Here is a 25,953-nt window from a genome sequence, read left to right as displayed (position 1 = left end):
CATGACCAAATACATCAAGTTAACGAGCCTGCTCCTGTTCATAGCCGTCGCCTTGACCGGTTTCAGCTTTTACAATGCACAGGCCAGCTCGCCTTATCCTGAATTGAATATTGTCACTTCACAAGGAAAGCCGGAATACGCTGAGCCTCTCCAGTTCATGGGGTTTGTTGCGGATGCTCAAAATTATTCCAACAGTTCGACAGTCATATTTAAAAACGGGGACTCTCTGTACAGAGAGGACATTCCCTTCCCTAAACGCATGGATTTCGGCTTAAGCCCGAATATGAATGAACTGATCACTGACTATCGCTCCTTTATGCGCGGAAAAAGCCGCCGGCCGGAACATTATGTTGAGACAGATAACCACTTGATCTATGCTGCAATGGAAGGCGATGTGCACTGGGGTTCGGCTTCAAATGGTCAGTTGACCATCGCTGTTCTGGATAAAGAAACAGAAGCTGAAAAAACGTTTGAAGTTGATCTGAGCGGCCAGGGACAGTCTCATGAGGTTCGAGCTGCTTACGTCAACTATCCTTCTTTAACGCTTTTCGTCAACAACTACTCAGGGGAGTCACAGGATCTCATATATACTGTTGACTTAGAGAACCCTGCCGAAGAATTGACGGCTACCCTGAACCTTTCAAAAGAAACGGGGACTACGGGGATCTATACTAGCCTCCATATCGTCCAGTCTTTTGACAAGACCGAACGCTTTCTCCTATTAAAGTCAGTAAGCGAAACAGCCGTGTCAGAGTTTGACTATACAACTGAAACGACTGGTTATTACGCTTATGACACGCAAACACAGGAAGTGATCGAGATTCCGCTTTTTGAAGAAGAAGAGACGCTTCTTTTCACTGACAACGACAGCCTTTATGCAGGGAAAGACCTGGGTGAAGCGATAGAATTATACGAAGTGAATTCGGAGAACCAGGAAACGGATCTGGTAGGGACCATCGAGATGGTTTCAGCTACCATTGGAAGGGACTTCAGTGACAGTTATAGCAAAACCTTCAATCAGAGCATGACCATTTCGAACGGAAAACTGTATGCCTACGAAGTTCAGACTGCTGAAGCTGCAGGAAATCATTCTGCAGGAGTCACTCGCCCGATCTTTCAGGTCAGTGACATCCAGACGCAGGAAACACTTTTCCAGGGTACTGTAGAACCCAGAGACTCCAGCAAACATGATGCAATAAGTATTGAACTTTATGAGTTTGGCATCGACCCGTCAGCTGAATAAATCAACATTTCCCCACTCACCTTTAATTACTAAGATGAGTGGGGAAACTTATTTTTTATAAGTAACAATGAAAGGTATCTGGCATTTAATGATATAACTTGTTATACTATGGAAAGTTAAGTGACAGTACAGAACTCTTATTAAAGAAAGAATGATTATATGACTAACGAAACGAGAAAGAAAATCAGAGAAAGCAAGCGAATCGTCATCAAAGTAGGAACCAGCACGATCATGTACCCGAATGGGGCCATCAACTTGCAGCAGATGGAAAAACTATCCTTCGTGTTGAGCGACTTGTTGAATCAGGGCAAAGAAGTGATCCTCGTCTCTTCAGGTGCCATCGGTGTGGGCTTGTCTCGCATGAACCTGACCAAGCGTCCCGCAACGATACCTGAGCAGCAGGCTATTGCCTCTATCGGTCAGACTGAACTCATGAGTCTTTACAGCAAGTTCTTTTACCACTACGGTCACCAGATCGGCCAAGTCTTATTGACAAAAGATGTTACCGACTTCCCTGTGAGCCGAAGAAATACGGTCAATACTTTTGAACAGCTTCTGGTCAAAAATGTTATCCCGATCGTCAACGAAAATGATACGGTCTCTGTCGAAGAACTGGATCATCTGACCCGCTTTGGTGATAACGATACTCTCTCAGCGATCGTCCTTGAACTGACAGAAGCGGATCTTTTGATCATGCTGTCAGACATCGACGGCTTTTATGATAAAAACCCGATGAAACATGACGATGCCAAGCGTTTTGACGTCGTCAGCGAAGTGACAGAGGATATCCTTGACTTGGCACAGGATGCCACATCAAAATTCGGTACTGGTGGTATGATCACGAAACTGAATGCGGCGCAGATCGTCCTGGGAGCCGATAAACGCATGGTCTTAGCCAATGGATCTGACTTGACAGTCCTGTTCCGGATCTTAAACGGTGAAGACGAAGGAACTTTATTCTCAAAAGAATAGACGGGAGGAGCATGACTAATGGAAACATTGATCGAACTCGGTAAAAAAGCGAAACAGGCTGAACGTCAGCTGGCTCAGGCCTCTTCAAAAGCAAAAAATGAGGCGCTGCTTTTAATGGCGGAAGGCCTTTTAAACGATACAGATAAGATAATCGAAGCCAATAAAAAGGACACAGAAACCGCAAAAGAAAACGGCATCTCAGAATCCCTGCTGGACCGACTGACCTTGACGAAAGAACGGGTCGAAGCTATGGCTCAGGGACTGAAAGATATTGCCAAACTACCTGATCCGATCGGACTGGTCGAAAGCATGTGGACCAACGACGCCGGCCTTAGAATCGGCAAGCAGTCGGTTCCACTGGGCGTCATCGGTATCATTTATGAAGCCCGTCCAAACGTCACGTCAGACGCAGCCGGACTGTGCTTCAAATCCGGTAACGTCGTCATCCTGCGTGGCGGAAAAGAAGCCTTCAATTCCAATCTGGCCGTCGTGACCAGCCTGCGTGCATCGCTTAAAGGAAGCACTTTGCCTGAAACAGCGATCCAATTAGTCGAAGATACGTCACGCGACTCAGCCAACGAAATGATGAAACTGAACCGTTATCTGGACGTTCTGATCCCCCGCGGCGGCGCGAACCTTATCAAAGCGGTCGTTGAAAATGCGACGGTGCCGGTCATTGAAACTGGAACGGGGAACTGTCACGTCTATATCGACCAGTCCGCCCAACTTGATATGGCTAAAGACATCATCGTCAATGCCAAAACAGATCGTCCGTCCGTTTGTAATGCGGCTGAGACTCTATTGATCCATAAAGACGTCGCAGAAAACTATCTGCCCGTCATCGAAGAAGCTCTGAATGAATGGAAGGTCGAACTGCGTGCGGACGAAGCCGCTCAGAAACACCTGAAAGCTTTCACCCCTGCGACAGAAGCCGACTGGGAAACAGAATACCTGGATTATATCCTGGCTGTTAAAGTCGTTGATTCTTTAGATGATGCCATCGAGCACATCAACACATACAGTACCGGTCACTCGGAAGCGATCGTGACGAACGATTACTTTGCCGGCCAGCGTTTCCACCGTGAAGTGGATTCTGCAGCGGTTTACGTCAATGCGTCAACGCGCTATACTGACGGCTTTGAGTTCGGGTTCGGCGCAGAAATCGGCATCAGCACCCAGAAACTGCATGCCAGGGGGCCAATGGGCTTGCCAGAACTGACTTCTTCCAAGTACATCATCTTTGGCGAAGGACAAACACGCTGATTTATTTCAACTCTATAAGAACGATTAACAGACAGGATCCTATGATCTTGTCTGTTTTTCTTTTTTCATAAGGTAGCTGTTTCCACCGAAACAGCTTCGTCTTTCGGGTGGGTATAAGTGATTTTCTTTCTGCCTTCTCAGCTCAAGGTTATAGTCGGGCAGTCACTATCTGACACTTCTATTGACCGCTCTATTTCTTTTCGATAGTGACTTGTCACTATCTTCCTCATCTAGTGTCTTCTGAAGCACTTTTTTAAAACGAGTAGTCACTACAGGCACCCTCTACTGACCACCCAATTTTTTTCTAGTGCCGACCGGTCACTACTGGCTGCTTTTATTGCCTGCTCAACGTATTTTTCGTCTGAGTGTGACGTATCTTTAGCTTTTATTGACCGCTCGAAAGGACGAAAATAGCCGGTAGTCACAACCTTTTTCATTACGTCAAACTCAAGTTGTTATTGTTCGTCAGCCGGCACAACTTGAATCCACAAAGACTAAAAAGCATGCAGTGGCTCTGAGCCAGTGCATGCTTTTCCAATTCTATTCATTTTTACCATTTTCTGACGTAGACGTGTTCGCCTTCCACGACACCTTCTTTAACGAAGCGAAACGATTCATACAGCTGGATCGCCTTGTCGTTTTCCGGTTCCACACCCAGCCTTACTTCATCCACCGATTCGTCCGGCTTGTACTCCCTCAAAAAGAGCGTGAGCGCTTGTCTGCCTAAGCCTTGACCCTGTTTGTCCTTATCGATCATAAACCGCTCCAGCCACCAGGAAGCGATGGGGTACGCTTTATCTGCCGGATAATAGCTGCACATGATGAAGCCGACAGGATCTCCGTCGTGGTAGACGGCAAACGGATATTTGTCGCTCTCGTAATTGGCTTCAAGCAGGGACAGCCAGTTCTGGGCAACATACTTTTCCTGATGGGGATGGACTTTGAGATCCACCACCATCAGATAGTTATGTTTCGTTACAGGTTTCAGTTCCATCATACGCGTCACTTCACTTTTCATTTCAGAGATTTACTTGAAATAGTTGATGCCCATCGCTTCTTTGACTTCGTCCAGCGTTTGAGCTGCAACGGCTTCCGCTTTCAGACTGCCCTCTTTCAGCATTTCAAGGACGGCGCCTCTGTCTTGTGCAAAAGCTTCACGACGTTCACGGATCGGCTGAAGCTTCGCCTGCAGGACATCGTTCAGGTAGCGTTTAATCTTCACGTCACCCAGACCGCCTTTACGGTACTGGTCTTTCAGCTCCTGAACTTTTTCCTTGTCATCATCGAATACATCCAGATAGGTGAAGACGACATTGCCTTCGACCTGACCGGGGTCTTCCACACGAATGTGATTCGGGTCCGTGTACATCTTCATGATTTTCTTCTGAATCTCATCCGCACTGTCGGAAAGATAAATGCCGTTGTTCAGTGATTTACTCATCTTTCCTTTGCCGTCGATACCGACTAAGCGGCCTGAGCCTTTTGGCGGCAGGATGATATCCGGCTCGACCAGAACGTCTTTTCCGTAGGTGCGGTTAAAGTCGCGCGCCACTTCGCGTGTCTGCTCGACCATCGGTTTCTGATCTTCACCGACAGGCACATGTGTCGCTTTGAATGCTGTGATATCTGCGGCCTGACTGACCGGATACATGAAGAAGCCGGCAGGAATACTTTCGTTGAAACCTTTTTCCAATATTTCCGATTTAACTGTCGGGTTACGCTGCAGACGCGCCACTGTGACCAGGTTCAAGTAATACATCGTCAATTCAGGAAGCTGAGGGATCTGAGACTGCACGAATATCGTGGTCTTCTTGGGATCCAGGCCAACTGCCAGATAGTCCAGCGCTACTTCCACTAAGTTCTGCTGTACTTTTTCAGGATTTTTCGCGTTGTCGGTCAATGCCTGCTGATCGGCGATCATGACAAAGACTTTAGTGTTTTCATCTTCCTGCAGTTTCAAACGGTTCTGCAGTGAGCCGACGTAATGACCAAGATGCAGTTTCCCGGTCGGACGGTCTCCGGTTAATATGATTCGTTCCATGTTTAATAATCTCCTCTAATTTATCTGATTGGTTTAATTGTATCTTAATTAGACAGGAAAAAAAAGGAGAAAAAGCCTCTTCTCCTTTCTCTCACGCTTATTCTGGTACGCTTCTTTCCGCTTACATCATCCTTATGCGCCTTATTTATTGAACCCCTTTTTCATCCACCAGGCATTCAAAGCGATGAGTGCCACTAAGACACCCCATTCTGCATAAGGGACAAAGGACTGAAGCAGGATCATGCCTAATGAAATCACGAATACCGGTATAAAGAAAATGAGACTGGCCATGCAGCCCTGATTGGCTTCCGATGCGGCGTACTTTCTGGAAAACGGCAGCCCCTGACTGGACCGTTTCATCTCAAAGTATAGAATGGCGCTCATCAGTAAAAAGCCGTTCAGCAGCTGAACACTGTAGATGAACCCTGTCAAGATAAGGATCAGTAGACTGATCAGGCCGTACATCGGGAGCAGGATCTTGACCAACATGACTTTCGTCACCGCCCTCAAAAAAGGACCTTTGGCATGCTTCGGGCTCAGCTCAAACAGCCATCTGCCCTTGTAGTTCACAGAAAACTGTGTAGCCACAGCGATCATCGGGATGGCCAGCATCGTGAAATACGGCAGATATAAAAAGGTTTGTGTATTCTGACTCGTGATCGGCTGATCTCCTCTCAAACTTGAGAAGAACATGAACAGCGGAAAGATCATCGCGCTGGCTATCGATGGATATAAACGCGTCTTGAACTCCCGCTCATTTTTCGTCAGCTGCCAGGTGAAGTGGTAATAGGCCTTTTCTAGTGAACTAAAACTCAGCAACTTCGCTGTGCCGTTTTCCAGAAAAGAACGACTGGACGGCTTGGCTTTTGCCTTGTCCATCTTCTGAAGATTGCTGTCTATTTTATCACTGTTCACGTTATAAAGAATCCCGATAACAACGGTTCCTGCAATCAGAAAGAGTGTGTAAACGATATAAACGGTTTGAATGCCTTCCTGCAAGAGACCGAACGGGGCTACGAACCACATCGGAAACAGCAGGGCATGGCCCACTGACAGGTTCATTTCAACCAGGAAGGTCTCCGGATCGATGACCTCAAAAATCTGTCCCATCAGGTAATACCCCATGACCATAAATATGGACACACCAATTTGGCTGTAGGCAATGATGTTCTTCAGCTTTTCCCCATCAAAGTGTTTCAGGACGGTTGAGTACATGATGATCGTCAAACCGAGTGCCCATAATGAAGATAGAAACGTCAGGAATATAATGAGGACACCAGCCAGGATGCCATTGAAGTAGAAGGTCGCCAGCATGACAGCCAGTCCGACGGCAAAGGTGAACGACACGAGATAAATGCCGATATGCGTCGCTTTGGCTGCTCCGATAGTCTTTTGCGAGACCGGCTTCGTCCCGATCAGTTCAGCGTCCTTTGTATCCAGCAGGATGTTGGAAAAATTCGCCAGCATCGTTGAAAACAGCATGATGAAGATGTAGCTGAAATAAGTCGTGTACTGGAAGACCCAGTTGTCATAGACAAACAGGAACAACAGAAACACACTGATGATCGCATAGACCCACAAGCTTGAAAAGAAGTGATTCTTCTCTTCGTTTTGCTTGGCATTGGATCCCATGCCCTGGATGACGGCTTCCTTCCGGCTGTCCATCGTCATCTTCATTTCAAGGATGGTCCGCATCTGCCGGTAGTCGACGCCGACTTTGGTGTACAAAGGGGCCAGCTTATCGATCAGTTTCAGATAGACCGGTTCTTTTGCCTGCTCCCCCGTGCCGAACACATTACGCATCATGCGTGATTTCCCCTTTCATCCCTTTAAGGAACTGCTCTGCCAGGGCTTCATGCTGGTCAAAGCCGGTCAGGGTATTGAAGAGCTGCTCGAGTGTCCCGGCTGCTTCTTTTTTCAGTTCACTGAACGGTCCGTCTGCGACCACATGACCGTCATGCAGGATCAGGATCCGGTCACTCAGTTTTTCAACGGTATCCATGACATGAGAAGAATAAAAAATCGTCTTGCCTTCCTGTTTCAGTTTGGCTAACAGTTCCTTGATGATCTGCACACTGTTGGCATCCAGACCACTCAGCGGTTCGTCCCAGAACAAAATATCCGGATCATGGATCAGACTGGATATGATCAGCACTTTCTGGCGCATCCCCTTGGAAAAGCTGGACAGACGTCCATGAAAAGCGTCTTTGATGCCTAGTGCATCCATCATCTGCACGGCTCTTTCAACGATCTCCTTCTCTTCCATTCCGTACAGTTCACCGACAAACAGCAGATATTCTTTCGCTGTCAGCGTTTCATACAGTTCCGCATTCTCGGGGACATACCCGATACGCGCTTTATACGTCACATCGTTCGGGTCAAGCGGCTGATCGAACAGCCTTATGGTTCCTGAGTCTTTTTTCAGCATACCTAAAATTATTTTTACGGTGGTGCTTTTTCCCGCACCGTTTGGACCTATGTAGCCGATGATCTCGCCGGGCATCACGGAAAAGGTCACGCCTTTAAGTACCGGTGTCCCGTCAAACTGCTTGGTTACATCGACTAATTCTACGATTGGTTTCATATACTTCTCCTTCGATTCACTTTGACCCTAGTTTATCATAAATCTCACAGTTGTAGCCTTCATAATATGATTTCAGACTGAATTGTGCTAGTCTATACTTAAAACAAACACTGAAAGAAGGGAATCTGATGTATCAGAAGTCATTCAAGCACGCTTCGCTCTGGGGACTCCTGGGATGGACCATTCTATCCTTCATCGCTGTGACCATTTTGACCACGGTACTGCTGCTCGCTTTTGCCGGTGAACACTTTTCTTTTGTCCGTATCTTATCTGACAGCGTGCTTTATTTTCTGGTCTATAAAATAGTGGTTTCCCAGATGAAAAAGCAGGCATTGAGTATCGATGCTGTGGCTCATTCGACGCCTAAAAAAGGGCACGACCTACTTAAGATAGCTGGCTGGACACTGCTCATAGCTGTTGTCGCCACAAGTTTTTCCATATTCCTGCTGACCATCATTTCGTTTATCCCGAATATTTTTGACCGGCTGATCCCTTACCTTGAACAGATCTCCACCGATGATGGTTTGTCTGCGTCATACCTCTTTGTCATCGCTGTTATCGTGGCACCGATCGTTGAAGAAATCGTTTTCCGCGGCTACATAATGAACAAATGGGTGGATAAGTATTCTGTTAAAAAAGGCGTCATTTTCAGTTCCTTGCTTTTCATGGTGTTTCATTTCAGTTCACTCTTCATCCCCCAGCTGCTCTTAGGCCTGTTGTGTGCTCTGGTTTATGTGAAATACCAGAATCTTTTTTATGCCATCTTCACGCATAGTTTATACAACTTTCTCGTTATTCTGCCTGCCCTTCTCGTGCCCAGTGACGAGGAACCCGCGATAGAAAGCTTATTAGCACTGTCAGAAGGACTGCCTACTGACTTTATTGTCTTTTCCGTCATTTTTATCGTCGGACTGTTTATCGTGATCTTCATTTTTGCAAGAATATTCCGGTCCATAAAAAGTGAACAAAGCCCCTACGCTGATAATTTAGAACAAATAGAAAAGACAGTCACGTATTAAAAGTACGTGACTGTCTTTTTTTTACTGACCTTCCCATTCATTGAAGAAGTGCGTCAAGTAGTCTTCCATAAAGGCATGGCGTTCTTCCGCCATTTCTCTGGCTGCCCCTGTATTCATCAGGTCTTTCAGTTTCAGCAGTTTCTCGTAAAAATGATGGACAGCACTGGATTTTCCTTTACGATATTCTTCTTCCGTCATCTTTTCTCTGACAGACAGTTCCGGATCAAACAATGGATCACCTTTGCTCCCGGCATAAGCGAAGCAGCGGGCGATACCTATGGCACCGATGGCATCCAGACGATCCGCATCCTGGACGATCTGCGCTTCTAGGGTGTGCAGCTTTTTAGAATTACCGCCTTTGAAAGAAATCGTTTCGATAATCTCCAGTATCCGTTCGCTGTCTTTTGACGTGACCCCGACGCCTTCCAGCCAGTACATCACTTCCTGCACCGCTTCATCTTTGTTGGAGACGAGTTTGTCATCGATCAAGTCATGCAAAAGGGCAGCAAGTTCGACGATAAACCGGTTGGCCTTTTCTTTTTCAGCCAGAGTCACAGCCGTTTTCCATACCCGTTCGATATGGTACCAGTCGTGTCCGGTCCCTTCGTTCAAGAGCTTCCCCCGTACCATCTCTTTCGTATCATTGATTATCGTTTCGTTATACATTTCAGACATCCCTTTTTCTTTTTCTTCACTTTAACACATTCAGAAACCATTCACCTAAAAAAGTTTAAGCGCTGTATCGAATTCATGTTATTTGAGGACGATTCCCGAAGCTCACCTTTTTTCAGGTGTCCAGTTACGGGAATAATCACTTATTTCAGTAACTCATCGCTTCTGCTGACACTCAGTTCCGGAAATTAGGCTTTATTTCAGGCACTCGTCGCCGCTGCTGAGCTCCAGTCTCGGGAATGACCCCTTATTCCAAGAACTCATACCATTGTCGACACTCAGTTCCGGGAATGAGCCCTTATTTCAGGAACTCGCACGTGTTAAAGTCTCTGAGTTCCGTTTATTAGCGCTCATATCGGCAACCGGTGTCGTACATAGACGTCGAGTTCCCACTATAGCGGATATTAGCAGGAACTCTATCCACTTTAGGTCTTTCAGTTCCTATTAAAGTCACTAATAATAGAAACTCTTCCATATCTTTCTCCTTCAGTTATAATTATATGCGCCGATAACAGTAACTCGCTCTCATTCCCTGCATGCAGTTGCGACTATAAGCGTTCATAATAAAAACTCATCTCAGCTTTCTCTTTTCAGTTCCGGTTATCGTCTTAGAATTGTTCTGATTCCCCCAAAAACAACTTCCCTCAAGATGAAAATAGAAAAGAAGAGTCGCGGGGGACTCTTCTTTCAGATCATTCATGTCGTCTTTTAGATTTACATGCTTACATCGCTTGGCCCGAAACAGCATCGATTTGCTGATCGTCGCCGTCTTCGACATCGATATCATAAATCGTCTGGTCGTTTTCTACTTCCAGTTCCCACTCTTCCACATAGCCTGACCCGCTGGCTTCAAGCGCAGCGTCCATGGCTTCTATCGGATCAATGATATCTTCCAGGTTCAACTCATCTTCTGTTTCACTGTCTTCTTCCTGCTCCTGGTCAAAGACTTCACTCGTTTCCGCATCGACTTTCAACTCATAGGCAAACTCGCCGTCCCAACCATCGAAGGCGTAAATATAGCGTCCATCATCTTCTTCAAACTGGATCGAATCAATACTGATATCTTCCGATTCAAACGTCTCATAGAATAGATCTATTGCATTATTTAATGGAACGGGCAACTCGATACCTTGTATCCCCGCTGTCTCTTCTTCACTAGGGCTTGTTTCAGTCGGCTCATCTTCTCCATTACATCCTGCGAGCAGAAGACTGGCTGATAAAGAAAGAAGGCCATACTTCACCGCTTTGACTTTAGACATCTCTATCTCCTCCTAAAAAGAGTTTAGCTGATTCTACTATTTATCTTACCAAGAACCATTCGTTTAATCATGTTTAATGTTTTTCTGCAAACTAAAACAGACCCTGCTCATAGAGCAAGGTCTGTTTTCCAGTCATTATTTCTTTATAACTAACTGGATCGCTTTTTGAATTTTCTCTGCCTGTTCTTCGGGATCTGCATCAGGATTCTCAACACACTGTTTCAGATTCTCTGCAACGATCAGACCCATGATTCGGTCCACACTGGAACGGACAGCGGATAATTGCGTGACAAGATCTGAACATTCTTTTTCCTCTTCGAGCATACGCTGAATGCCTCTGATCTGACCCTCAGTCCGTTTCAAGCGATTAAGGATGCTTTTGTCACATTTTACCATCTTACTCGATGTCTCCTCTCCAGGCAGACATGCCGCCCATCACGTTAGTTACAGTATACCCATTATTTCCTAAAAAGTCACATGCAACAGAAGAGCGTGCCCCAGACAGACACAGGACATAATAGTCTTTGTCTTTATCGATTTTGTCGAGATGCTGAGCAAATTCGCTTAAAGGTACGTTGACAGCGCCTGGAATGTGGCCAGATGCAAATTCACCTGTTTCTCTGACGTCTATGATATTGATGTCTTCTTTTCTTTGTTTTTGACCAAATTCATCCATACTGATTGAATTATACATAGTCGATCTCCTCCGGTTTTACAGTTTGATACAGTGCAAAAGCACCGTCTAAGTTTTTCACTTTATAGCCTGATTGCTTGAGCAGGCGTTCGCCGATATAACTTCTCTGACCACTGCGGCAGCTGATGACGTAGGTCTGGTCTTTGTCCAGTTCATCCATACGGTCACGCAGATCGTTCAGCGGGATATTGACTGAGTTAGGGAAACGTCCTGATGCTTCAAGTTCAGATTCGTTTCTTACGTCTAACAGGACAGCCCCATTTTCAAGTTCGCTGTTCAGTTCATGCCACTGTACAGATTCGCTCATGCCTTCAATGATATTCAGTGCAGCATAACCGATCATGTTGACTGGGTCTTTAGCTGAACCAAATGGTGGGGCATAAGTGAATTCAAGTTCTGGAAGATCGTAAACAGTCAGACCTGCTTTAATCGCTGTTGAAAGGATATCGATACGTTTGTCGACACCTTTGACACCGACACCCTGCGCACCATAAATGGTCCCGTCATTCGGGTTGAATACCAGTTTCAATGTGATGTCTGTGGCGCCAGGATAGTAACCGGCGTGGTCTTTGCTTAATGTGTGAACAGAAGCAACATCAAGACCAGCCATTTTCACCATGCGTTCGCTGAGTCCCGCTGATGCGGCAGTAAGCCCGAAGGCACGAACGATCGCTGTACCGATGCTTCCTTTGTTCTTGCGTTTCATCCCGGCAATAATGTCAGCCACTTGACGTCCCTGACGGTTAGCTGGCGATGCAAGAGAAATCAAGGCATCTGCGCCTGTGATCTGGTTTTTAACGACGATCGCATCTCCGACTGCATAAATGTCAGAAACGTTTGTTTCGTAGTTTTCGTCCACTAAAATACCACCACGGAATCCAAGCTCGATACCTGCAGATTCTGCTAAAGTATTTTCAGGCTGAACACCTACGGACATGACGGTCATATCTGTTTCCAGTTCACTTCCGTCTTCCAATATTACGCGCTGACCCTTGTCTTTAAAGGCAACTGCAGATTGAGATGTGATGACTTTTATGCCGTTTTCTTCCATTTCGTTTTCAACGAAGACAGCCATTTCTTCATCTAACGGCGGCAGGACTTGAGGTGCTTTCTCAACGACAACAACGTCGATACCCTTGTGTTTCAGGTTTTCAGCCATTTCGATACCGATAAAGCCGGCACCGATAACGACCGCTTTTTTAGGGTTCGTTCCGTCGATGCGTTTCATGATCTTGTCCAGATCCGGAACGTTTCTTAAGGTGTAAACATTCTCTGTTTCATTCAATCCTTCGATCGGTGGTACAAAAGGTCTGGCGCCTGGTGAAAGGATCAGCTTGTCGTAGCTTTCAGTTGATTCTTCCCCATTGCTTCTGACTGTCACTGTCTTTTCTTCTGCATTGATAGACAGGACTTCATGTTCAGGTCTGACATCCAAACGGAAACGGTCATACAAGGCTTCCGGCGTCTGAACCAGCAGCTTGCTGCGGTCTGAAATCTCACCTGAAACATAGTAAGGCAGTCCGCAGTTTGCAAAAGAAACATATGGACCTTTTTCAAAAATAATGATTTCTGCCTTTTCATCTAAACGACGCAGACGTGTTGCGGCTGACATACCGCCGGCTACGCCTCCAACAATAACTACTTTACTCATTTTATAGTTTTCCTCCTCGTACTGTTCCATTCCATTGATTCATACCGCCGCGAACATTCACGACGTCATACCCTTTTTTCTGCAGGGCTGATGCTGCGCGCTTGCTTCTCATACCTGATTGACAGATAACGTAAAGCTTGTCGTCTGTTTTACCTTTATACTGTTCAATTTTATTTAGCGGGAAGTTTTTTGATCCCGGGATATGCCCCTGACGGTATTCGCCTGGCATACGCACATCTAACACAGTAGGTTTCTTGCTTAATTCCGATTCTAATTGTTTAGTTGTAATAGTTGGTATACGATTAAAAAGTCCAAACATGCTATTCTCCTCTGCTTTCTTTCTTTTTTGGATACCCCACTAGGTATACTAAACCTTATAAACCAGGATGTCAAGCGCGATAAATAAAAAACTTCGCATTTTTTTCAATTTTCTACGTTATAATGGAATCAATGATTTAAAGGAGGCTTATCCTATGAGAAAGCGAATGAAATGGGGCTTACTTGGAGCAGTAGGCTTGACGACCAGTTTGTTTACCTTTGCAAGTACATATCTTTATAAAACCGCTGTAGGTATCAGTAAAAAGGAATTTGTCGCTGAGTACAGTATGGAAGAAATATACCCAGACGATCCCTGGGAAAAAGAAAAAAGGTGGTACCAGACCGTCGAAAAGGATGTGCTGGTCCAGCGGGCGACCGATGGCCTGCTGCTTTCCGGGCTCTTTATCCCCGCTAAAGAATCCTCAAAAAAAGTCGCTATCATAGCGCACGGATACAGCGGAAGCAACCGGGATATGGCTCCCTGGGCCAAGCTGTTTTATGACCTGGGATTCAGCCTGCTGCTCCCGGACGCACGCGGACACGGGGAAAGCGAAGGCGACTATATCGGTTTTGGCTGGCATGAACGGGAAGATTATGTCCTGTGGATCCAGCAGATGATCGACACATTCGGTGAAGACACGGAGGTCGTTTTGTATGGTTTAAGTATGGGCGGCGCTACAGTGATGAATGTCAGCGGAGAATCCCTGCCAAAAAACGTTAAAGCAATCGTTGAAGACTGCGGGTACAGTTCTGTTTCCAAAGAAATGGCCCATCAGTTGAAAACGATGTACAAGCTTCCGCAGTATCCCTTTATACCTTTGACCAGCTTTATCACAAAAATCAAAGCAGGTTACTGGTTCGGCGAAGCCAACCCGGAAAAACAAGTTCAGAAGAGCCGGACTCCGATCCTCTTTATTCATGGAAGCAACGATCAGTTCGTTCCCACCCACATGGCTTATGATGTCTATGAAGCGGCCAGCTGTCCAAAAGAACTGTATATCGTCCCTGAAGCCGGACACGCCTACGGGTATATTACAAATAAAGAAGAATACCGGAAACGTATTAAAGGCTTTTTATCCAAATACCTCTCAAAAATAGATTAACTGACAGAAAAGACCCGGACGCGATCATCCGGGTCTTTTCTATATAAAAAATTTACTGATTTTTTTTATGCGTTGGCCAGTCATGATTATCTGAGTAGACAGCTCCCAGTAATTTCTGACGACGACGAGACAGTGTATCCAGATCCCGCATGAATTCTTCTTCCTTTACGAAAGGAATCCCCATATTGAATAATCTGGTGATATCCGGACGATCCGGCTCTGATTCAGAAGGTTTGACAAAAGCCGAAGTCAGGGTATCCAGATAGGTTTCAATACTGGACCGTGTCTCTTTTACCAGAACCGCATTGACTGAATCTTTGTCTTTTAATCCGTAGTGCAGTATGGTCATTAAATCATCAAGGATGGCTACTCCGACAGCCGAGGCTTCCTCTGGTGTCTGACTATGGTAGTAATGCAGCAGTGGGTAAGCCTGATGTTGTTGTGTGAGTTTAGAGATGTCCGCAGAAGCATTCATCAAGAGCAGATCCAACTGATGGAAATCTTTTCCATTCCATCCCGCCTTCATAATCTCTTCGCTGGTCATCCCGAGTCCTGAAATAGACCGTGCAAACGATCGTTTATTGACCACGGCACCGACGACATTAATAACATAAGAGGCCCCTAGAGTGAGAAAGAGTATGCCTATACCTGAGCCAAACGCAGTGACGACCTGCCAGAACCCGGGTTTGGGAGTGAAATCACCGATCCCTAAGGTAAAAATCGTATAGCCGGTAAAATAGAGCCGGTCAGTCCAGCCGATCGGCCGCATATTTGAAGAGTCAACGATCGATCCTGTATCTCCCGCAAAAAACAGGGTATAACCAGCCCACATAAAAATGACCCAGCTGAGCAGTGTGGCCATAAGGACGATCGGCCCGACAAGAGTCAGCAGTTTATTCTTTTTTCCTAACACTTTTTCTACGATCCTCCATGTCCCATGAGCCACTCGTTTGGAAAGGGGACCGGCTCCGCCGTCTATCCATAATGTTGTCCAAATTACATCGATGATCGTGAAAATCGTTAAACCAAAGCCCAGGATATAATAGATATATGACATTTTTCTTTACACTTCCTTATAGTGGTTACTTCAATAGTACGCGACCAAGAAGCTTTTTTGCAACTAAATCACCCTAGCCAGCTATTCGGTCCTCTGGGCTGTCGAGGTTCTTGTGTATCCACTTTCCAGCCCATGAGTGTCTGTCGACATTTTTTGTTCACCACTCTATTCTCTTTTTATTTCTTAAAACAATTATCTATGTTACTTTCATTTATAGTGTGGTATGGTTTTCATAAAGAAATATCTCAGTTTAAGGAGATCACATGACATGCTTGCTAAACACAAAAATAAAATCGTTCTTGTGTTTATTTTTATTTATACCTTTTTCTACTATGGTTGGATAACAATATTTCAAACGCACGAATACATACGGACACTTGGGGGAAACCTGTTCTCTATTGCCGGACCTCTATTGGCTACGATCTGGCTGGCACAGGCCTATAAAAAAAATCGGGATAAAGATAAATTATTCTGGCTGTTTCTGTCTTTCGGCACCTTCAGTTTCGTTATTGCAGAAGTTTTATGGTTTATCTATGAAACAGTTTTACTGTTCGATGTCCCTTATCCCGGAAGTCCCGACATTTTTTACATACTGAATATTATCTTCTATCTGATGGCCTTTAGTTATAAACTCAAGATGGAGAAAAAGTACCTCTCCATTACAAAGTTCATCTTTGATATTTTCCTTGTGATGACGGTCTATACGACCTTTTTCTGGTATTTTCTCATTAAACCGCTCATTGCAAATGATACAGTAACACCATTTGAACTGGCATTATCTCTCTTTTATCCTCTTGGAGATCTGACTCTGCTGTTTTTTATCGTCATATTGTTCATGACAGGACGACGTCTCTTTCATAGGTATACAACCGTCTTCCTGTTCTCAGGAGTACTTGTTCAAATCACTGCAGATATCGGTTTTTTGCTTATGCAGAATACAGACAGTTATGTTTCCGGGAGTTTTCTGGATCCTTTATTTGTTCTAGGTCTGATGCTGATCGGCTTTACGGGGCTGCTTCAAAAGGAGCCCTTCTCAGAAGAGACCAGTAACCTACTGCTCAATGAATCCGATAGCCGCCTGCGCATGCTGTTCCCCTACATTTATGTCAGCATTCTTTTTATTTATATGGTCGTCAATGCTTCTACGCTCAATGAAGTAACATTCGGTGCTGGTGTAACAATCGCTGTCATTATTGTCAGACAGCTGCTTGTCCTGGTTGAAAACAAGCGCCTTATAAAGGACTATCAAAGACAGACAACTGATCTGATCCTTAGTGAAGAAAGGCATAAATCCCTTTTCTATCATCACCCTGATGCTGTATTTTCCCTTGATTTAAAAGGACATGTCCTGAGCGTCAACGAAAAAGGTGAAGACCTGCTTGGAGTAAAACGCGAAAAATTGATCAGTCAGTCCATCATGCACTTTGTCGACGATGCCTATAAAGAGAAAGCAAGAGAAACCTTCTATAATACTAAGAAAGGAATATCCCAGCATTATGAGTTCCCCCTCACGAATCATTTCGGTCGTCTAGTGTATATCAACGTCACTCATATTCCAATAATGATAAAGACAGAAATGGTCGGCGTCTTCTCTATCGCCCAGGATATCACTCAAAACAAGCGAAACGAAGAACGGATCCATTACATGGCGTATCACGATACACTCACCGACCTGGCAAACCGGACACATTTTGAAGGGAACCTCAACAAACAGATCAGGCAGTCTGAAAAAACAGGTGAACCCTTTGCCGTAATATTCATGGATCTGGATAATTTCAAGCACATCAACGATACTTATGGACACGCCACTGGTGATGAGTTGCTTTCTGAAGTCGGCTATCGTCTCCGCCTGATATTGAATGATGTAGAACATGGTGCCCGCTTAGGCGGTGATGAGTTTACTCTCCTTTTGACCGGTATCTCCTCTCGAAACGATATCAGTTCGCGTATTCAGGAACTATCTGATGCGTTGAGCCACCCTTATCAGATCAAAGATAAAAAACTGACATGCATCCCAAGCATCGGTTATTCGCTGTTCCCAGAGGACGGCACTACAGCAGCCGCTCTGCTGAAATGCGCCGATGACGCCATGTATGCGAACAAACGCCAGTCAAAACAGCACTAATGCAAAACACACCGTATCCACTCATGCTTATCGAGCGGATACGGTGTGTTTTTATTCTTTCAAGATCAAATAGCGGTACAAACTGTTTTCGATTGGCTGCTTTAATTTCAAGTCCAGTGTTACCACACTTTTCTCTTTGCCCTCCTGGGTATGTTTCTTTATTTCTTTAAGCGAACTTTGGACAGGTTCAACTTTTCCTAAATAGTAAAAATCGCTTCCCTCATCATCTGATTTTTTGACAAACAGACGATACGTCCAGTTCAACGGATCTTTCAATTTTTCTACTTCCGGTGACTTTAACGTTCTAGGTGATTTGGTAAACCACTTCATTGTACTGGAATCCAGCAACTCATCTTCGTAAGCCATGAGTGCCCCAGCAAAGGTTTCCCCTTTTTCCAGAGTGACGAATATGACAAACTCCCCATCTTTAGCTATATAGCCACCGACTATCTGCGCATTCATTTGTTTTTCCCAGTTCAAGAGTCTGAGGACATCCTTCCTCTTGTATTTCTGGTAAAGAGTCAGGGGTTTATCCGTTTCAAACTCTTCTGTATTCAATAATCCTGTTTCAATGACATCCGTTAGGAGAAGTTTCAAATAATCGTTAAGTAGCACTTTTTTCAAATCATCAGATAAACTTATCTCATTGTCCGTCACATGAATAAATCCGTTTTCACCATACATTTTTTTCGTCTCATTGGAAAAATAACTGAAATTCAGTGTATTCAACACGGATTGGAAGGTCCGGTCGTCAGTCGTTAACTGCTGTTCTTCATACAACTTACGTACTTCTTTCAGTTCAAGAATCTTTTCAGGCTTGTTCATCAGTTCTTTCAATAAAATCAGTTCATGCTTTCTCATCCCCGGCAGTAGTTCCCGCGAAGCAATCATCAGATATTTGTTTTCCATTTCAGAAAGTGTACCTTCATTTCCCTTTACACTTACCAGAAAATCGTAATAACTATTCTTCTTATTCGCCAAAAGGACCGGATCCAAGATTTGCTGCTGCTTGAAATCCACCAGATACGGGACCCTACCAAGCCGGTTGTACAGTAAGTTGAAGGACTTTTTCAGTTCATTCATCGAATCCATCTTAGTCTGATCAATCGACTCAAATATCTGCTTTTTTGCTATCTCTTCAAAATTTATCGATGAAACGCCAGCGATAAAATCAGTGTCATACGTATCTTTTCTTACTTTGTTTTTGTTCCGCGAGACATCTCCGGATAAGGCCATCGGGATCAGGTAGTTGTTTTTATAATTACCTATAAAATCAATAACGGTCACATACTCTTTGGACGGATCTTTTCGAAGTCCGCGACCCAGCTGCTGGATAAAGATGATACTGGACTGGGTGTTTCTCAACATCACGACCTGATTGATTTTTGGGATGTCGATGCCTTCATTAAAAATATCGACAGTAAAGATATAACTGATCTCCCCTTTTTCGAGACGGCCGACTTCACTTTCACGCTTATCCAGAGAGTCTTCACCGGATAAGTACGTACTTGCTATGCCATTAGTATTAAATCGCTCAGCAAGTGCCTTGGCTTCTTTTTTTCGGCTGCAGAAAACCAGTCCTTTCGGTTTGTTTCTCGAGCAGCCATAGTAACCTAATTTTTCCAGAAGAAAATTGACACGGTCTTCCTCGACAAGTTGGGAAAAGTCGGTTTCCTCAGAAATCATTGTGCCATTTTTCTCAAAATCAGTGACACCGAAATAATGAAAGGGGCACAGCATATCTTCTTCCAAGGCTTCCTGCAGACGTATCTCGTAGGCAATATTGTAATCGAACAGTTCAAATATATTGAATCCGTCCGTACGCTCAGGTGTCGCTGTCATCCCCAGTAAAAACTTTGGAGAAAAATAATCGATCACTTTATGGTAAGAAGCCGCTCCCGCTTTGTGGACTTCATCGATCAGGATATAATCAAAGTGCTCTTCAATAAATTGACTGTATACTGATTCTTTTGAGAGGGTCTGAATCGTTGCAAAGAGATACTTGGCATCAAGGTCTTTATGCGATCCCGATAACACCCCGTAATCCGAATCTGGACCGCTGAGGATCTTCTTATAATCTTCTTTTGCTTTATTGAGGATTTGTTCCCGATGTACAATAAACAGGACACGATCCGGTGAAAACTGATTGACATCAAAGGCGGAAAGGAACGTTTTACCCGTGCCGGTTGCTGATATCACAAGGCCTTTGTCAGCTCCGCGGGCTCTAAGTCCCCGAAGATTACTGAGCGCCTGTTTCTGCATGGTATTGGGCCGAATATAAAGAGGTTCGTCTTCGCTTAGGGACACCCTTTTATATTCAACTTGCGGATCGTAGTTTTTCTGGTAATCTTCTATCCATTTACGGGTCAGCACTTCCGCCTGCTGCCACTCTGCTTCCATATGATCGTGGATGTCCTGGATCATTTGGCCATGGTTATAGGATGTCAGTTTCACGTTCCATTCATAATTGATTTTCAACGCACTCATGGTTAAGTTGGAACTCCCCACGATAAAGGAGTGGTGTGTTTGATGCGTAAATAAATATCCTTTAGAATGGAAGCCCTCTTTGTTTGAAATGCGGACCTCCACGTTGGGAATATTCAGCAGATCACTGAAGACATCTGGTTTATTGAAAGCCAGATAAACAGAAGTCAGGATACGTCCCTGGATCCCTTTTTTATGTAAATCAGCCAGCTGCGTTTTCAATGCAGCCAAGCCATCCTGGGTCACAAAAGCGACTGAAAAGAAAAAATCCGTACATGTAACTAATTCTTCATGTAGAACATTAAGCATAAATTCTTTTTTTGAAACATCATTGATGATCAACTGCGGATCATAGTGGGACCCTTGAAGCTGATGATCAATAAATGCCTTCTTCAGTGAACGTTCCATCATATCAGTCATGCAGAGACACCTTCTTGCATCAGTTTTTCTACAATAGGAATGTCTGCTGGGGCCCATTGTAAATCTTTCAGCTCCTCAACCTCTAACCATTTGACGGCTTTGTGTTCTGACAGATAAGGAGTCCCTTTCATGTAGCCGCACCTATAAGCTGCCAGATGCACCCGGCCAAAGTCATACTCATATATCGTTTCTTCAAATAACTGGTCGTCTACTTTTATATCAAGTTCAAGCTCTTCTTTAATTTCACGCTTCAAAGCTTCCTGATGTGTTTCGTTTCCTTCTATTTTTCCTCCGGGGAATTCCCACAAATCAGCCAATGTCATGGATGAACTTCTTTGAGCACATAGGATTTTTCCATTATATTCTATGATTGCTCCCACCACATAAATGTCTTTCATTCTATACACTTCCTTGCTTGTCATTCTTTTTTATACATGCATACGTTTTTCAAGTTCATTTATAACAGCCTGTCGATGCTTGAAAAAGACAGCAACGGACATGACCAGACTAAATACAATGGACAAAAGACTTGGCAGAGCAAAAACAACCCAGTCCATCAATAAAAAAACGGCGGGTATCAAGCCTGCGATGGCCGCCAGCTGAAGATAGAGAACGTAGTCTTCAGCCCTGAGATTCACCACTTGGATAGAAATGAACATAGCGAGCAGGGCAGAGATACACAGGATCGGGATCACAAAGGTCAGCGACCATCCCAGCCAGCCATTGACATAGTCGAAATATAAACTCAACAAGGAAAACAGGAACAAGATATACACGATACCTTTTACGATGTTTCGGCGTTTTCTAATAATGACGAGCATCATCAGCCACATGATCAGAATGCCAAACAGCACATACTCTAAATTGAAGAACTGAAACCGCCAGATAAAATGAGCCACAAAATAAAGGAAGATCAGGAGAACCGAACTAAAACTGAGTACCTGCTTGATTTTTTTTCGATTGAATTTCAGAGGGACTTCCGGAAAATCCGACTCTTCAGGCTTTTCACTCTCTGGCACTTTCAAATCTGTCTGACACAGCGGACATCTTTCCCAGTCTCCTTTGACATCAGCATGACATTCGGGACAGCGTTTCATTTGCCGTTCATCTCCTCTCTGGATACTCTATTCACATCCATCGTGACCTTTACGTTCTTTTCTGTCAGCAGTCGGACAAATTCACGATGGATATCTGTTTCAACAAACGGGCTCGTAAAGCTTATTGTCAGGACATCCTGATAACTTATCAGGCAGAACTGAGGGCGCACCGCCGCTGTATAGAAGAATGTCTGCTTGACATACTGCTCCATCCCTTCCGGCAGCTGTACCCGTCCTAAGTTGGACATGGCTACTGTGATGTTTTTATTATTGAAGTAGTTCACCAGCTTCAGCATGCCATCTTTAAGTGGACGAGGGGTGATACGCGTCAACGGATTGAATTCAAATCGTATGAAACGGTTCAGTCTTTTCTCCAATGCTTCTTTCTGCAGCTGTGCCTTGAATTGACGCGTCAGTTTTTCATAGAGATCATCGAGATAATCATCCTTATCCGGCTTGAAGGTGTAGGAAACGATCGTCGTACTGAAAAAGTTACGCACGGAGACTGACGGGAAAAACTGTCTCAGGTTTATAGGAATGGAGGTCGAGATCGTCACATCTTCTGATTTATCTTCTTTGGCACGGTAAACAGCCAGCATATAAAGAGTTGTCATGTAGAGGGTCAATGAGACCTTTTCACTTCGAGCAAGGTCCAGCACTTCTTTTAAAGGCAGACTCATTTCTATAACACGCTGGCGATGATCCGGTGTTTTTTTGCCTTTGATCCGATATACAGAAGAAGATTCAGGCTCCGGCTCTAACGGTTCCTCATCGTCTGCCAAATCTTTATCCCTGTATTTTTCCAGCGGTTCCATACTGGCTTCGATCGCAGTATACTTTTTCTTTTTTCTGAAATAACGTTTAAAACTGTCTTCCAGATCTGCTTTTTCTCTGCTGGCCGGTTTATCCAAAGACTTCAGCACCTTGGCCTGACGCAGCCTGACATATTCTGTCAGCAGATCTTCATAGAACCACAACGCTCCGGTCCCATCGGTCAGTGCATGAAAAACTTCCAGGTGTATCCGGTCTTTATAATAAAGTACTCTGAACAGAAACTCCCGCTTGTCATAATGATACAGCGGCGAACACGGCGGTTCCGTTTCAAGTTTCACTTTGGGCGTTCCCCTGCGCTCTTCCAGGTAATACCAGAAAATACCCCGTCTCAGCACATTATGAAACAACGGATACTCTTTGTATGTTTCCTGCAGAGCAGACTGGAGTAACACAGGATCCACCACTTCTGTCATTTCAGCCGATAAGCGAAAAACTTTCGTATCTGTTTCATTTCTGGCAGCTAAAAAGATATTCGAGGCGTTATCCAGCCTGACCCATTTTTTCTTTTCCATAGCTGCTGGACCTCCTTAATCGTTTAAAAAAGTTTCCATTTCCTTCAGTGTTTCCTCCATCGGTTCAGTAAAAGCAGGATAGTTGATGAACCCATGGACACTGTTCAGTACCCGATGGATCTTTACTCTGTTCCCCGCTTTTCTCAAGGCTTTTCCGTAAGCTTCCCCTTCATCCCGCAGCGGATCGAATTCAGCAGTCAGGACAAGCGTATCTGGAAGACCACTTAAGTCTTCAGCCATCAAAGGTGAGATCAGCGGACTCTTTCGTTCGGTCATATCAGGGCCGTACAGTTCCATGAAGCCCTGGATTTTCTTGATCGTCATGCCGTAATCATAGCCGTTCGTTTTGACCGATTCAAACGGCGAGTTTTCCGTATGATCCCAGTAAGTCAAGGGATAGATCAGCACTTGTTTTTTAGGCAGTCTTTTTTTACGGTCACGCAGCAGCATCGAGACGACTGCAGCTAAATTACCTCCTGCTGAATCACCCATAATGATCCAGTCCTCTTCTTCTTCGCCTTCCAGCGGCGTAAGCAGAACTTCAGCGACACGGTAGACATCATTCAAGCCGGCCGGATACGGATTCTCCGGAGCCAGGCGGTAATCGACGGAGTAGACGACGCGGCCGAGATGATCAGCTATATTGACACAGGCGCGCGTGTAGTAATCGATATCGCCGATCGCCCAGCCGCCGCCATGGATGTAGAGGATCGGTTCAGGATGTGTTTTCTTCTTAGGAAAAAAAATACGTACAGGGATTTCATGATTATTGTTCTTTGAATAGATCTTTTCATCCAGTGTACGAAAACGGGCTGTCGGTGCACTGGAAAAGACCTTCTGCAGCTTTCTCACCCACTGGTAGTCTTCCTGCATGTCGATACGCGGCGATGACGCTAAGCGTAGTAAAAATTTAAATACTGGATTCATCTTTTTCCCTCATTATCCTCAGACTTCTTTTTTATTTTAACGGACAGTTTGAATACCCTGCAATCATACCTTTATTTTGCCTGTTCCTCCAGATACAACAGGAAATCCTCTTTGTTTTTCTTGAAAACGATGTATAGCGCGATAAATAGGATTACAGACAGACCGATGAGATACGTATTTTGGGTCATGAAGACTAAAAACAGCAAGCCCCCCAGCATGTTGGTCAGCACCGTTAAGCTGAATATCAAAACCGCCCCTTCCGGCAGGTTGACCCCGACACTCAAAGCCACTTCCGTGAATATAGGAGCCACAACGGTGACTAAGTACAGACCTGACACGAGATACAACGTTCCTGAAATCAGTGACTTGAATATATTCCCGTTTGAGATGGAGACGATCACCTGCATCATGTAAGGCAGAGCCACGAGATCGACCAGCGGCAGTGCCTGGTTCCCGGGAAGCACGATCGCCAGGATAATGATGATCGGGATCAGGAGCAGACTGGTCAAAATCGTTGCCGGTTCACCGTATCCTGCGGCATCGTTGATAGCCAGATACCAGACGCGCTTGTCTTCATCGTCTGATTTGGCGGATCCTTTGGACGCGTCTGTGAGTGTTTTAAATGCTGAAGCAAAGATATCAGCGATTTTAGGGAAGACCGCCATGACCGTTGCGGTCGCGATCCCGACAGTAAAGGATTCACCCCAGCCTTCGAGCGTATCAAGGCGGGTAACGTTTCCTGCCAATCCTAAAAGAACCCCCAAAATAAAACCGATCGTTGTCGGATCGCCTAAAGCCCCCAGGCGTTTTTGCAGGGTCTCAGTGTCCCATTTCACCTTGTCGGCGCCCAGCTTGTTCAATATATGATTCATGACGACAGCCAAGGGAAAGGAACCTAAAGCGTGCGAAGCCACGATGGTCGTTCGGGGATAGCCGTAATAGGTCGACCATCTCCTTGACAGACCTTCTGCAAAAACCATCGTGTACACGTTGATCAGAACCATCAGACCAATAGACAGCCAGACGTTTCCCGTCACTACGTACAGCATCGATCCCCAAAGCATGTAAGAATAGTTATTCCACAAATCTGATGGAAAAAACACATCCGTAAATTTCAGTACAAAAAGCAGCACTTGGATCAAAAGACCCAACCCCAGGAAGATCATGCCGACTTGCGTGGAATAAGCCACGATACTGGTTGCCTGCCAGCCGGTATCCAGGATATTCAAGTTGACGCCGGTCGTCGCCACCATCCGCTGGACGACCGGGGTCACGATCGGGGTATAAGCCCCTACCAGCAAGTTAAATCCCGTCAGTCCGATGCCGGCATTGAGCGCGGACTGGAAGGCTTTTTTTCCGGGAACTTTCATAATAAGATTCAGTACAAACAAAACGACGGGGACCACTATTGCCGCGCCAAAGGAATCCATGATCAGCGACAGCCCATTCAATATATTCTGCATCTCTTTCTCCTTTGAACTCTTTTCATTTCTATATATTCCATGTATAAGAAGTATACCAAAAATGACCGGACATATTCCCGCCTGATTTTATTTCTGTTACTTTATATGACTCATCGGCAGACCTCTGTTTGCTGCCCCTGAATCTCAAATAGACATCCCAGACTGATCTGATGCTTTACTCTCCCCTTTTTGAAATATAGCAATGATTAGTTAAT

General features: G+C 44.9%; 24 protein-coding genes. 6 read left to right on the top strand and 18 right to left on the bottom strand.

The genetic code is table 11. The features are described 5' to 3' along the window. Window position 1 precedes the first annotated feature (1 nt). The 3 genes from AB4027_RS00470 (at window position 2) to AB4027_RS00460 (ending at window position 3,478) form a co-directional block, all read left to right on the top strand. A complete protein-coding gene (locus tag AB4027_RS00470) occupies window positions 2-1,243 on the top strand; it encodes a hypothetical protein (protein ID WP_368645569.1) in 1,242 nt (413 codons plus the stop codon). A gap of 159 nt (window positions 1,244-1,402) precedes the next feature. Beyond that, complete coding sequence (proB, locus tag AB4027_RS00465) at window positions 1,403-2,215, top strand: glutamate 5-kinase (RefSeq protein ID WP_368645568.1); 813 nt, start codon at window positions 1,403-1,405, stop codon at window positions 2,213-2,215. Window positions 2,216-2,233: 18 nt separating this feature from the next. After that, window positions 2,234-3,478, top strand: a complete 1,245-nt coding sequence (locus AB4027_RS00460; protein WP_368645567.1) for a glutamate-5-semialdehyde dehydrogenase — start codon at window positions 2,234-2,236, stop codon at window positions 3,476-3,478. Window positions 3,479-3,747: 269 nt separating this feature from the next. Here the strand turns inward: AB4027_RS00460 and AB4027_RS00455 are convergent, their stop codons facing one another. From AB4027_RS00455 to AB4027_RS00435, 5 genes are all read right to left on the bottom strand, one after another. Beyond that, the gene (locus AB4027_RS00455; RefSeq protein WP_368645566.1) at window positions 3,748-3,915 is read right to left on the bottom strand and encodes a hypothetical protein; all 168 of its coding nucleotides are present in this window, start codon (window positions 3,913-3,915) and stop codon (window positions 3,748-3,750) included. A 113-nt stretch (window positions 3,916-4,028) separates the two neighbouring features. Then, window positions 4,029-4,475 carry a GNAT family N-acetyltransferase gene (locus tag AB4027_RS00450; protein WP_368645565.1) on the bottom strand — a complete coding sequence of 149 codons (447 nt, stop codon included), beginning with the start codon at window positions 4,473-4,475 and terminating at the stop codon, window positions 4,029-4,031. A gap of 30 nt (window positions 4,476-4,505) precedes the next feature. Beyond that, the gene (gene trpS / locus AB4027_RS00445; protein ID WP_368645564.1) at window positions 4,506-5,519 is read right to left on the bottom strand and encodes a tryptophan--tRNA ligase; all 1,014 of its coding nucleotides are present in this window, start codon (window positions 5,517-5,519) and stop codon (window positions 4,506-4,508) included. A gap of 141 nt (window positions 5,520-5,660) precedes the next feature. Further along, on the bottom strand, window positions 5,661-7,325 hold the full coding sequence (locus AB4027_RS00440; RefSeq protein ID WP_368645563.1) for a hypothetical protein: 1,665 nt from the start codon (window positions 7,323-7,325) through the stop codon (window positions 5,661-5,663). Next, entirely contained in the window at window positions 7,315-8,103 is a 789-nt protein-coding gene (locus AB4027_RS00435; RefSeq protein ID WP_368645562.1) for an ABC transporter ATP-binding protein, read from the bottom strand. Before AB4027_RS00435 ends, AB4027_RS00440 begins: the two co-directional genes overlap by 11 nt. A 128-nt stretch (window positions 8,104-8,231) precedes the next feature. Between AB4027_RS00435 and AB4027_RS00430 the strand changes: the two genes are divergently transcribed. Continuing rightward, window positions 8,232-9,122, top strand: coding sequence for a lysostaphin resistance A-like protein (locus AB4027_RS00430; RefSeq protein WP_368645561.1), 891 nt, complete (start codon window positions 8,232-8,234; stop codon window positions 9,120-9,122). Between the two features lie 21 nt (window positions 9,123-9,143). On the opposite strand, the gene AB4027_RS00425 is transcribed toward AB4027_RS00430, so the two are convergent. The 6 genes from AB4027_RS00425 to AB4027_RS00400 all read right to left on the bottom strand — a co-directional run bounded on the left by AB4027_RS00425 (window position 9,144) and on the right by AB4027_RS00400 (window position 13,717). After that, on the bottom strand, window positions 9,144-9,797 hold the full coding sequence (locus AB4027_RS00425; protein ID WP_368645560.1) for an HD domain-containing protein: 654 nt from the start codon (window positions 9,795-9,797) through the stop codon (window positions 9,144-9,146). A gap of 719 nt (window positions 9,798-10,516) precedes the next feature. Then, window positions 10,517-11,053 (bottom strand): PepSY domain-containing protein, encoded by a 537-nt coding sequence (locus AB4027_RS00420; protein WP_368645559.1) that lies wholly within the window; start codon window positions 11,051-11,053, stop codon window positions 10,517-10,519. A 135-nt stretch (window positions 11,054-11,188) separates the two neighbouring features. Next, on the bottom strand, window positions 11,189-11,449 hold the full coding sequence (locus tag AB4027_RS00415; protein ID WP_091489208.1) for a metal-sensitive transcriptional regulator: 261 nt from the start codon (window positions 11,447-11,449) through the stop codon (window positions 11,189-11,191). Window position 11,450: 1 nt separating this feature from the next. Then, window positions 11,451-11,747, bottom strand: a complete 297-nt coding sequence (locus tag AB4027_RS00410; protein WP_091489210.1) for a rhodanese-like domain-containing protein — start codon at window positions 11,745-11,747, stop codon at window positions 11,451-11,453. Further along, on the bottom strand, window positions 11,740-13,398 hold the full coding sequence (locus AB4027_RS00405; RefSeq protein WP_368645558.1) for an FAD-dependent oxidoreductase: 1,659 nt from the start codon (window positions 13,396-13,398) through the stop codon (window positions 11,740-11,742). The genes AB4027_RS00410 and AB4027_RS00405 overlap by 8 nt, the downstream gene beginning before the upstream one ends. Before the next feature lies 1 nt (window position 13,399). Then, complete coding sequence (locus tag AB4027_RS00400) at window positions 13,400-13,717, bottom strand: rhodanese-like domain-containing protein (RefSeq protein WP_091489213.1); 318 nt, start codon at window positions 13,715-13,717, stop codon at window positions 13,400-13,402. A gap of 154 nt (window positions 13,718-13,871) precedes the next feature. Between AB4027_RS00400 and AB4027_RS00395 the strand changes: the two genes are divergently transcribed. Then, on the top strand, window positions 13,872-14,819 hold the full coding sequence (locus AB4027_RS00395) for an alpha/beta hydrolase (RefSeq protein ID WP_368645557.1): 948 nt from the start codon (window positions 13,872-13,874) through the stop codon (window positions 14,817-14,819). A 52-nt stretch (window positions 14,820-14,871) separates the two neighbouring features. Here the strand turns inward: AB4027_RS00395 and AB4027_RS00390 are convergent, their stop codons facing one another. Then, window positions 14,872-15,876, bottom strand: coding sequence for an ion channel (locus AB4027_RS00390; protein ID WP_368645556.1), 1,005 nt, complete (start codon window positions 15,874-15,876; stop codon window positions 14,872-14,874). Between the two features lie 268 nt (window positions 15,877-16,144). On the opposite strand from AB4027_RS00390, the gene AB4027_RS00385 reads away from it, so the two are divergent. Next, a complete protein-coding gene (locus AB4027_RS00385; protein ID WP_368645555.1) occupies window positions 16,145-18,001 on the top strand; it encodes a diguanylate cyclase in 1,857 nt (618 codons plus the stop codon). 51 nt (window positions 18,002-18,052) lie between these two features. Here the strand turns inward: AB4027_RS00385 and AB4027_RS00380 are convergent, their stop codons facing one another. From AB4027_RS00380 to AB4027_RS00355, 6 genes are all read right to left on the bottom strand, one after another. Beyond that, a complete protein-coding gene (locus tag AB4027_RS00380; RefSeq protein ID WP_368645554.1) occupies window positions 18,053-20,905 on the bottom strand; it encodes a DEAD/DEAH box helicase in 2,853 nt (950 codons plus the stop codon). Continuing rightward, on the bottom strand, window positions 20,902-21,303 hold the full coding sequence (locus AB4027_RS00375) for a (deoxy)nucleoside triphosphate pyrophosphohydrolase (protein WP_091489221.1): 402 nt from the start codon (window positions 21,301-21,303) through the stop codon (window positions 20,902-20,904). The genes AB4027_RS00380 and AB4027_RS00375 overlap by 4 nt, the downstream gene beginning before the upstream one ends. A 30-nt stretch (window positions 21,304-21,333) precedes the next feature. Beyond that, entirely contained in the window at window positions 21,334-22,002 is a 669-nt protein-coding gene (locus AB4027_RS00370) for a DUF6320 domain-containing protein (protein WP_368645553.1), read from the bottom strand. Further along, window positions 21,999-23,348, bottom strand: coding sequence for an alcohol acetyltransferase (locus AB4027_RS00365; RefSeq protein ID WP_368645552.1), 1,350 nt, complete (start codon window positions 23,346-23,348; stop codon window positions 21,999-22,001). The genes AB4027_RS00370 and AB4027_RS00365 overlap by 4 nt, the downstream gene beginning before the upstream one ends. A 15-nt stretch (window positions 23,349-23,363) precedes the next feature. Continuing rightward, complete coding sequence (locus AB4027_RS00360; protein WP_368645551.1) at window positions 23,364-24,275, bottom strand: alpha/beta hydrolase; 912 nt, start codon at window positions 24,273-24,275, stop codon at window positions 23,364-23,366. Between the two features lie 71 nt (window positions 24,276-24,346). Continuing rightward, window positions 24,347-25,729: a PTS galactitol transporter subunit IIC gene (locus AB4027_RS00355; protein WP_368646434.1), complete on the bottom strand. Its 1,383-nt coding sequence runs from the start codon at window positions 25,727-25,729 to the stop codon at window positions 24,347-24,349. Between the last annotated feature and the right edge of the window lie 224 nt (window positions 25,730-25,953).

It is taken from the genome of Alkalibacterium putridalgicola (assembly GCF_040959045.1).
GTDB lineage: Bacteria > Bacillota > Bacilli > Lactobacillales > Carnobacteriaceae_A > Alkalibacterium > Alkalibacterium putridalgicola.
This window is presented reverse-complemented; position numbering and strand designations above follow the sequence as displayed.